Here is a 3,109-nt window from a genome sequence, read left to right as displayed (position 1 = left end):
GGCTTCGGCAGGCTGCGCCGGAAGCCGCGCAGCCTGCCGTAGCCGCAGCGCCTGCCGACATGCCGACCGCCGACGCGAAGGTGCCGGAAGAAGCCGCTGCGCAGCCCGCCGACATGCCGGCGTTGTCCGATCCGGCGCAAGGATTGCCGCCGGCTTCGGTCGACCAGCAGGCGGCCCCGGCTGCCCCGATCGTGCCGGCTCCGGCTGTGATCTCGACGAGCACGTCGTCGTAAGCACGCGGGTCGGACTCCCGTGCGGCCGGAACGCAGGTCGCACGGGATCCGTTCGAACCCGATGCCCGACGGTCGTTTCCTGTTTGACGGGTGTTGATCCCATCCCCGAGGTCAACACCTCTTTTTGCCCGACGAGGATGCAAGGAGGCCTCAATCATGAGGATCTTTTTGGTCGCTCTGTTGTTGTACAGCGCGCAAGCCGCAGCGCAAGCGGTATTTCAGAACCCGGCGGTCTTCGTGATCCTGGGCGAGCAGACCGCCGCGAACGCCGTGAGCGTCGAGCAGGCCTTGACGACGCTCGGTCGTGCCGACAACACGGCATGCGCGCCGATGATGATGATCGGCGATCCGCAGATGATCTACATGATGCCGGAGGAAGGTCACGCACCGTCGTGGCAATCGCCGGTGTACGGCCGTGGCGCGCCGTTCGAAGCGCAGAACGGGCCGACGCCGACCGGCAAGACGATCGGCGCGATGCAGCATGCCGAGGACATGCAGACGCAGCCGTGGAGCGACGGCAGCGCGATCACGCAGAAGATCGCGGGCGAGTCGAGCGTGACGGCGGCGGACCGGGTGAGCGGGTGGCAGCGCAACGGGCTCAACTCGATCGAGACGGCCCCTGCGACGGAAGTCACGGTGAACGGCAAGACCTACCGCGCCTATCGTGACGACCTCAACCGTTCCACGAAGCCGGTCGTCGAGGCGCAGATCTACACGCAGCGCGTCGTTTTCTGCCGATAACGAAACGTCAATCCGAGGACGGCCCGGCGCTGCGCCGCGGGACCACGATGCCCCGCGCTGCGCGATCCGGCGACGGCCGTTTCGACAACCAAATCAAGCGACGAGGCCATCGTGAACTATTGCTGCCAGATCAGGGTGTCGGGCCCGCAGGATCTCGAACGCGATGCGGGTACGGCGCCGTTCGTTGCCGTCCGGCGCAACCATGTCGTACCGTCGCGGCCGCTCGTCTACCTGTCGCAGCAGCACGATGCCGCGCTCGTCGACTGTCTCGCATCGCGCGGCTGGGACGTGTGGCGTGCGAAAACCGTTGCGGATGCACTGAATCTCGTCAAGGTGAACCGTCCGCATGCGGGCATCGTCGATTTCGGCAGCTTCGCGTCGCCCGACGTCATGTCGTTCGAGACGCTGCTGCGCGATCCGCGGGTCGGCTGGGTCGCGCTCGCCGACAATGAGCGGCTGCGGGATATCACCATCGCGCGCCTGATTCGCCACTGCTGCTTCGACTACGTCCGCAATGTGACCGCCTATACGACGATCGGCTATCTGGTCGGCCACGCATACGGGATGCTGAAGCTCGCGGACGGCAGCCCGGACGCCGATGCGGCGCCCCCCGGCGGCACGATGATCGGCTCGTGCGACGCCATGCGCCGCCTGTTCGCGACGATCCGCAAGGTCGCCAACACGGACGCCACCGTATTCATCGCCGGCGAATCCGGCACCGGCAAGGAGCTGACGGCGGCGGCGATCCACCAGCAGTCGTTGCGCGCCGACGCGCCATTCGTCGCCGTGAACTGCGCGGCCATTCCGTCGACGCTGCTGCAGGCCGAACTGTTCGGCCACGAGCGCGGCGCATTCACGGGCGCGCACCAGCGCAAGATCGGCCGGATCGAGGCCGCGCACGGCGGCACGCTGTTTCTCGATGAAATCGGCGACATGCCGTTCGAGAGCCAGGCGAGCCTGCTGCGTTTCCTGCAGGAAGGCACGATCGAGCGGCTCGGCGGGCACGCGTCGATTCCGGTGGACGTCCGGATCGTGTCGGCGACCCACGTCGATCTCGAGGCCGCGATGCAGGCGGGGCGGTTCCGTGCTGACCTGTACTACCGCCTGTGCGTGCTGCGCATCGACGAGCCGCCGCTGCGCGTGCGCGGCCGCGACATCATGCTGCTCGCCGACTACGTGCTGCGGCGCTATCGCGGTGACAGTTCGCACCGGATTCGCGGCTTCATGCCGTGCGCGATCGAGGCGATCCACAACTATCCGTGGCCCGGCAACGTGCGCGAGCTGATCAACCGGATCCGGTTCGCGGTGGTGATGACGAACGGCCCGATGATCTCGGCCGCCGATCTCGAACTGCACCCGTACACGTCGCGGCGGCCGCCGACGCTCGCGGAAGCGCGCCGGCAGGCCGAGCGGCACGCGATCGAGGAAACACTGATGCGCCACCGCCACCAGCATGCGGACGTGGCGGCCGAGCTGGGCATCTCGCGCGCGACGCTGTACCGGCTGATGACCGCGCACGGGCTGCACGGCTGACGCGCCGCGGCACACCGCCGCTCAAGACCGCGCGACGTCGGCCGTTAAGACAGGAAACGGCCCGTCCGGACCGCCGGCGCAGCCATGCGCGCGCGGCCGGCACGCGGCGCATCACGCTTATCCGAGGTTACCGTGGCAGAGTGCAGTCACTGCGGCAGAACGTTCCTGGTCGGCGGGCAGTCGATCGACGGCCGCCGCTATTGCCGTGAGGCGTGCGCGCAAGCGCATCCGATCGTCGTCGAGGCAGAGCGGGTGCCCGACGCGAAAGTCTGGGAGTACGTGCACGACTGGCGTTACGGGCCGTGCCCGATCTGCCGTCGCGACGACCAGCCGGTCGACGTCCATGCGTCGCATCGCGTCGTGTCGTTGCTGTTCGTCACGCGCTGGGCGACGCGGCGCCATGTGTGCTGCCGGCGTTGCGGCCGCAGGAAGCAGGCGGTCGCGCTGCTTGCGTCGGCCGCGTTCGGCTGGTGGGGGTTGCCGTGGGGCCTCGTGCTGACGCCGATCCAGTTGGTGCGCAACGCGCTCGGGCTGGCCGCGCGCGATCCGGCGGTCGCGACGCAGCAGTTCGAGCAGCTCGTGCGGCGCAAGCTCGCGGCACA

The 3,109-nt window shown here is 68.4% G+C and carries 3 protein-coding genes and 1 pseudogene; all 4 read left to right on the top strand.

Going from position 1 to position 3,109, the window contains the following annotated elements:
* A pseudogene (locus G3O00_RS41395) lies at positions 1 to 233 on the top strand (chemotaxis protein CheA); the annotation flags it as partial.
* 156 nt (positions 234 to 389) lie between these two features.
* On the top strand, positions 390 to 974 hold the full coding sequence (locus G3O00_RS41390; protein WP_206146459.1) for a hypothetical protein: 585 nt from the start codon (positions 390 to 392) through the stop codon (positions 972 to 974).
* A 135-nt stretch (positions 975 to 1,109) separates the two neighbouring features.
* Complete coding sequence (locus tag G3O00_RS41385; RefSeq protein ID WP_278644646.1) at positions 1,110 to 2,507, top strand: sigma-54 dependent transcriptional regulator; 1,398 nt, start codon at positions 1,110 to 1,112, stop codon at positions 2,505 to 2,507.
* A gap of 132 nt (positions 2,508 to 2,639) precedes the next feature.
* A partial coding sequence (locus G3O00_RS41380) for a hypothetical protein (RefSeq protein WP_206146457.1) occupies positions 2,640 to 3,109 on the top strand: 470 nt, incomplete at its 3' end.

The organism is Burkholderia sp. Ac-20384, assembly GCF_017104605.1.
GTDB classification, from domain to species: Bacteria; Pseudomonadota; Gammaproteobacteria; order Burkholderiales; family Burkholderiaceae; genus Burkholderia; species Burkholderia lata.
This window is presented reverse-complemented; position numbering and strand designations above follow the sequence as displayed.

Coding starts and splice junctions, on each gene's coding strand:
- G3O00_RS41390 (WP_206146459.1), top strand. CDS start 390: ATGAGGATCTTTTTGGTCGCTCTGTTGTTGTACAGCGCGCAAGCCGCA.